We start from the raw sequence: 6261 nt of genomic DNA on the forward strand, positions 1-6261 counted from the left end.
AACCACTTGATGTTGATCTTCTCAACCGATAGCGGGTAACCCATGCGGGCGGAGAGTTCGCGCACGGCGAATTCAGTAGCCCATGTCTGTACAGTCGGAAACTGGAAGGCGATGGTCGCGACCCCAAACGCGAAGAGCGTCAGAATCAAGACCATTACGAGGCCATTACCAATTTTCCTAAGTATATTAACCATGCACGGTTTTGGGGTGGAGTATCGTCCGCCTTGCGGTATTTTACCTACTTTTGCGCAAATTTTCCCGCTTTCCAATGAATATCCTGGCCATAGAATCCTCCTGCGATGAGACATCGGCGGCTGTTATTTCTAACGGCAAAATTCGCTCCAATGTTGTCACTACGCAACTGATCCACGAGCAGTACGGCGGCGTGGTGCCGGAATTGGCCTCGCGCGCGCACCAGCAAATGATCCTGCTGGTGGTCGAAAAAGCTCTACAAGATGCAAAAATAGCTAAAAACGACCTTAATGCCATCGCTTTTACCCGAGGACCGGGCCTGATGGGTGCTTTATTGGTCGGTACCTCCTTCGCCAAGGCAATGGCGCTGGGGCTGGATATTCCGCTGATCGAGGTCAACCATATGCAGGCCCATGTGCTGGCGCACTTCATCGAAGAACCCCAACCCACCTTCCCCTTTCTCTGCCTGACCGTCAGCGGCGGCCATACCCAAATCGTGCTGGTGCGCGGCCACCTGGACATGGAAATAATTGGACAAACACTGGATGATGCCGTTGGCGAAGCCTTCGACAAGTCAGCCAAACTACTGGGCTTACCCTACCCCGGCGGCCCATTGGTCGACCAATATGCCAAGGAAGGCAACCCGATGGCCTACGATTTTCCCATTCCCGACGTGCCGGATTTGAACTTTTCTTTCAGTGGCATCAAGACCTCCATTTTGTATTTCCTGCAAAAACAAGTCAAGCAAGATCCTGATTTTGTCAAAGAAAATCTCGCCGATATCTGCGCCAGCATTCAGCATACTTTGATCAGGATTTTGCTCAAAAAACTTACCAAAGCTACCCAGGAGACGGGCATCCGGGAAGTGGCCATCGCGGGCGGTGTCTCAGCCAATTCAGGACTGAGAAGTACCTTGCAGGAAGTGGGCAAAAAGGAAGGTTGGCAAGTTTATATTCCCCGCTTCGAGTACTGCACCGACAACGCCGCCATGATCGCGATAGCCGCGCATTTCAAATATTTAGCCAATGACTTTACCGACCAAAGCGTGAGCCCGCTGGCGCGAATGACATGGTAAATAAGTACAGCTTTCACCCTAATCATCTCCACTGGCTGAGCCTCGACGTGGTGGCGGGAGCGCTACTGTCGCATTTGGCGGCCAATCGGCTGCCGGATGGTAGCACGCCGCTCAACGGCTGGGTTACGGTGATTTTGGGGCTGGTAGTTTTAGGAATTTACACGCTGGATCACCTGCTCGATAACCGCAAGCCCGAGCAGCCCCGCACGCAGCGCCATGCTTTTGTGAAGCAATACGAACCCGTCATATGGCGCGTCACACTCGGGGCTCTGGCTTTGGCGGCGGGCTTATCATGGCTCATTCCCCGGCAACTGTGGGAATTCGCTATCGCGATGGTTGTCTTCGTGAGTCTGTACTTGTGGGGTGTTTCCAGGCTTCCGATCAAAAGTTATCGTCAGGCTTTGAAGGAGCCCGTTACTTCCCTGATCTACGCAGCGGGCGTGTGGGGAAGTACTTGGTTTTTGGGAGAAAGTATTTCCTGGGAAAGCGCCCTACTGGGAATCATCTTCTACTTGCTGACAGTACAGAGCCTCCTACTTTTTTCGCACTTCGAAGCCGTCAAGTACCGCGAGGTTTTTAATTTGGCGCGTTGGCTGAAACGCCCGAATACCATGCGTATTTTGAAAGGTATTTCACTGCTGACCTTGATTACTTGCCTGACAGTATGTTTCCTGACCGAGTACCGCTACGTGCAGCGGCTATCCATCATGCTGATCGCAATGGCGGCGGTTCATTTTTGGTTGCTGCTCAATCCCGAGAAGGCTGTGTCCGACGAGCGGTTTCGGCTGGTAGGGGAACTGGTATTTTTCTTGCCGGGACTGGTGCTTTGAGGGATGAAACCCTCCTGCTGGTGATACAGAGATGGGTGATCGGGCTATCTATTTCGTGTATTTCGCCCCTTCGGGGCTGGTTTCTAAGCCAACCCCGAAGGGGCGAAATACGAAAGCAACGGATGTAGCCCGTTGATAAGCCCCGCCAGGACACGTGCGCCAAAGCCCTGAAGGGGCACGATACTTCGGAATCCCCTGAGCGCTAAACTCAGGGATTTTTTTCGTTAGTCCTGACTCAAAACCTTAGTCCTGACTCAAAACTTCCGACTGTACCCGACCCGTACTACCTGCGTTTCGTTGTAATCGGCACTGGTATAACTGAACCCCTGTCCTTGGACTTCGCGCTTGATTACCATCGTGTTCAGTAAGTCGGTAGCGTTCAGGAAGAGTTCGTCTTTGCCCCCGCGCAGCGTTTTCTTCACGCCCGCATCCAGTGAGAAGCGGCTGTCGATGCGGCCCTGCGGGATCAGGTCGGGGGCCAGGTAAATGGCCGTGAGCTGCGCGTCCAAATTTTTGGGCAGATGAATAAGCGTGTTCAATTTCACATTTCCGGAAATTAACTCCTGCTTTTCTACCAAAAACGTATTAACGACCGGATAAAGATTCTGCACCGTGAAAGCGTCAATCTGATTCCGGTAGCCATTGAGGTTTAAGTTGAAGGACAAAGCCGGAGAGAGCGTTTGGGTATACACCAATTCCACACCCGTGTTGTAGCTACGACCCGCGTTTTGGAAAATATTGTAGATTAAATTGTTGGCGCGGGCGGGGTTGCCTGCGTCGCCCGGCACGGTGCTCGCAATGCGCGTGATCGTGCCGTTGACCTGACGGTGGTAAAGAGCGGTGTAAAAATAGCCGCTGTTCATATTCGTTCGGTAGCCCAGTTCGACGCTGCTGGTGAACTGTGGCTGCAAAGCCGGGTTGCCGACCTTTATGATTTCGGCGTCGTCGTACTTAGGAAAAATGCGAATATCGACTTCGTTGGGGCGATCCACGCGGCGGTTGTAGAATAGCGACAGCTTATTACGTTCGTTGAATTTGTAGGCCAGCCGCACGTTCGGGAAGGGCTGCGTGTAGTTGTAGCCGTCGCTTTTGTAGGTCGGGTGATTAGGGTTCACCGTGTATTTCAGGCCAACGTACTCCACCCGCAAGCCAACTTCGGCCTCGATTTTTTTATTTTCAAAAACGTAATTGCCGTACACTGCCGGGATAGTTTCGGCATAAGTCGCCGCACCACCCGCCAGGCTGTCGATGGGTGAGTTGAGCCCCGGAAAAAACTGCATATTGGTAGGAATGACCCGGCGGCGAAACTTGAAGCCGCCCTCAAACCGCCCGTAGCTCAGGGGCCGCACGTAGTCGAGGTTCAGGTCGGCCACGTTTTCGTCCGAGAGTAGTTTAAAGGAATCTTGACCAGTGAAAGTGGGGCGAATGTTGGTAAAAAAGTACTTCTCATCCTCACGGTGAAAGGTGTAGTTGAAACCCAGGTTCAGCACGTGGCCCGGCTGCCGGTACTTGTGCTGGTAGGTCGCGGAGGCGACCACGGTAGTTTTCAGTTCGTCTTCCAGAAATTGCCACAGGCGGTAGCGCTCCGAGAGATTGCTATTGAAGAAAGGCTCATCGCCGTTGTCCAGGATTTTCTCACTACCGAACAAACCCGACACGGTCAGCAGATCCGAATTGGAAATGTTCCAGTCCACACCCGCCTTCGTAGTGATGAAAGTAGTGTTGCGGTTGCGCTTGGTTTGCTGCTGAATGACTGTTCCGTTATTGTAAGTCCGCGTCACGAATTCGTTCTTGTTCAACGTCTCGGTGTAGAGGTAATCGCCCTGAAAAAAGGCGTTGACCTTGCCTTTGCGGTAGTTGAGCGACAGCGACGGGTTGATCTTCGGCGTGGCCTGGTACTGCGGGCGGATGGTCGGCAGATTCTCGCGCCGCACCCAAAGCGCCCCGAGTCCAGTGGTGAAGCCCGCCTTGCCATTGAAGCCCTCCTGCTTATTTTTCTTGTAAATAATGTTGATGATCCCGGCGTTGCCGTTGGCATCATATTTGGCCGAGGGATTGTTGATAATCTCGATGCGCTCGATGGCCGAGGCGGGAATGTTGTCCAGCCCCTGCTGATTGCCGAAACCCGTAATAGCCGTCTGCTTACCGTCCATCAGCACCGCCACGCGGTCGCTGCCGCGCAGAAGTACCTTGCCATCCTGCACGGCCACGCCCGGTAGGTTCTGCATGGCCTGCAGCACCGAGCCGCCCGCCTGACTGATATTGTCAGCGACGGAAAAGGTCTTCATGTCCATTTTGTCGCTCAACCCTTCCTGCTGTCCCGTCACTACGACCTCGTTCAATAACCGAGCGTCTTCGGCCAGTTCTACGGTACCCGCGTCCAGGAAGTTTGTCAAACTACCGACGTAGAGTCGCTGCTGTTCGGTGGCGTAGCCGACAAGTGAAAATTCCAGCCGATAACTGCCTGGCTTAACAGAAGCCAGCGTGTATCGTCCCGATTCATCGGTCACTGTCCCGGTCACGAAAACCGAGTCCTTTTCGGTTTTCAGAATCACGTTGACGTAGGGCATCGGGGCCTTGGTGGTCTGTTCGCTGACTGCTCCCGAAATGGTCACGGCGGGAGTTTGGGCGAACGAGACCGATGGGTTAAAAATAAAGAGAATGGATATGAAAATGAGAATAAACCGCATAAGGCAATGTCTGAATTCGGAAAAAAAAATTAGGAGGCAAAGATACGGCTCCGATTTTGGAGGGAACCTGGATTTATCCTAAAAAGGTGGTATTTTTTCCATTTTTTAGGGGTGCGTCGTAATATTTCATTTATCGGATATCGGCACCAGCCGACCTTTGGATAAATATGGGTCTGGCTAATTTTATTTTTTTCAATTTTTTGGTGAAATTTGAAAAAACAACCTTCCCTAAACCTCTAAACATTATGAAAAAAGTCCTGAAAGTAGTCGGCATTGTTCTAGGCGTAGCCTTAGTCGGCGTTATTGGTGCAATGGCTTACGTCAAACTAGCCCTGCCCAATGTAGGCGCGGCTCTCGAAATGAAAGTAGAAATCACGCCCGCCCGCGTGGCGCGTGGCGAATACCTGGCCCAGCACGTCGCCCTCTGCGCCGACTGCCACAGCACCCGCGACTACTCCCTGTTTTCCGGCCCCATGACACCCGGCACCCTGGGTAAAGGCGGCGAGGTTTTCGATCAGAAAATGGGCTTTCCCGGCTCGTTTACGTCCAAGAACATTACGCCCTACGGCATCGGCAACTGGACCGATGGCGAAATCTACCGCGCCATCACGACGGGCGTCAGCCGGGACGGCCACGCCTTTTTTCCGGTCATGCCTTACCCCTACTATCGGCACATGAATGAGGAAGACGCCAAAAGTATCGTGGCATACCTGCGCACGCTACCGCCCATTAAAAACAAACCGGCCGACTCAAAACCTGATTTCCCGATGAACTTTATCCTGAATACCATCCCTAAAAAGGCCGAACCCATGCCCTTGCCCGACCCGAACAATGAATTGGCTAAGGGAAAGTACCTTACCAATATGGCTGGATGCGCAGAATGCCACACACTGGCTGAACAAGGACAAATAGTGGCCGAAAAAATATTTTCGGGCGGCAGGTCTTTTGAATTGCCGACGGGGACGCTTTACTCGGCCAATATAACACCCGACCAAGCCACGGGCATTGGTAGTTGGACGAAAGAAGCATTTGTAGCCCGCTTCCGTGCCTACGCCGACAGCGGTTATGTACCGCAAAAAGTCGGTCCGAACGAGATGCAAACCATCATGCCCTGGACGATGTACGGCGGTATGAAACCGGAGGATTTGGGGGCCATCTACACCTACTTGATGTCGGTTGAACCGATACGGAATCAGGTTAAGGAGAAATTCAAACCGAGGTCCGAAACCGCGGTGGTGGCGAGGTGATCCACAAGCCAATTTTTCGTTTTCGCCCGGGAAGTTTTTGGTAAAGTTCAATTCATTCCTATAATAACTGCGTGCCATCCTGCCTTAAAGTTATAGCTGACTTGAAAGCCGCTGGTTTCACAGATTTTAGCGACCAGAGCCAGTCCCAGGCCCAGCGAATCGGGATGGCTGCTGTCTTTCCGAAAACGAGCCCAGAGTTGTTCGACCGGGACGGTAGGCGGACTACC

At 52.7% G+C, this 6261-nt stretch carries 5 protein-coding genes and 1 pseudogene; 3 read left to right on the forward strand and 3 right to left on the reverse strand.

All coding sequences use genetic code 11. The features are described from left to right. Window positions 1-194, reverse strand: a 194-nt coding sequence (locus tag ACEW8P_RS13970; RefSeq protein ID WP_373513693.1) for a hypothetical protein, incomplete at its 3' end; no start/stop codon positions are given. Between the two features lie 74 nt (window positions 195-268). Here ACEW8P_RS13970 and tsaD point away from each other — a divergent pair. Both tsaD and ACEW8P_RS13980 read left to right on the forward strand, forming a co-directional pair. Next, a complete protein-coding gene (gene tsaD, locus ACEW8P_RS13975) occupies window positions 269-1267 on the forward strand; it encodes a tRNA (adenosine(37)-N6)-threonylcarbamoyltransferase complex transferase subunit TsaD (RefSeq protein ID WP_373513694.1) in 999 nt (332 codons plus the stop codon). Beyond that, complete coding sequence (locus ACEW8P_RS13980; RefSeq protein WP_373513695.1) at window positions 1261-2097, forward strand: hypothetical protein; 837 nt, start codon at window positions 1261-1263, stop codon at window positions 2095-2097. The genes tsaD and ACEW8P_RS13980 overlap by 7 nt, the downstream gene beginning before the upstream one ends. A 254-nt stretch (window positions 2098-2351) precedes the next feature. Here the strand turns inward: ACEW8P_RS13980 and ACEW8P_RS13985 are convergent, their stop codons facing one another. Then, on the reverse strand, window positions 2352-4787 hold the full coding sequence (locus ACEW8P_RS13985) for a TonB-dependent receptor domain-containing protein (protein WP_373513696.1): 2436 nt from the start codon (window positions 4785-4787) through the stop codon (window positions 2352-2354). A 245-nt stretch (window positions 4788-5032) separates the two neighbouring features. On the opposite strand from ACEW8P_RS13985, the gene ACEW8P_RS13990 reads away from it, so the two are divergent. Continuing rightward, window positions 5033-6034, forward strand: a complete 1002-nt coding sequence (locus ACEW8P_RS13990; protein WP_373513697.1) for a c-type cytochrome — start codon at window positions 5033-5035, stop codon at window positions 6032-6034. Between the two features lie 47 nt (window positions 6035-6081). Here the strand turns inward: ACEW8P_RS13990 and ACEW8P_RS13995 are convergent. Continuing rightward, window positions 6082-6261: pseudogene (locus tag ACEW8P_RS13995) on the reverse strand (sensor histidine kinase); the annotation flags it as partial.

Origin of the sequence: Persicitalea sp., assembly GCF_041751555.1 — a bacterium.
GTDB lineage: Bacteria > Bacteroidota > Bacteroidia > Cytophagales > Spirosomataceae > Persicitalea.

Coding starts and splice junctions, on each gene's coding strand:
- tsaD (WP_373513694.1), top strand. CDS start 269: ATGAATATCCTGGCCATAGAATCCTCCTGCGATGAGACATCGGCGGCT.
- ACEW8P_RS13980 (WP_373513695.1), top strand. CDS start 1,261: ATGGTAAATAAGTACAGCTTTCACCCTAATCATCTCCACTGGCTGAGC.
- ACEW8P_RS13985 (WP_373513696.1), bottom strand. CDS start 4,787: ATGCGGTTTATTCTCATTTTCATATCCATTCTCTTTATTTTTAACCCA.
- ACEW8P_RS13990 (WP_373513697.1), top strand. CDS start 5,033: ATGAAAAAAGTCCTGAAAGTAGTCGGCATTGTTCTAGGCGTAGCCTTA.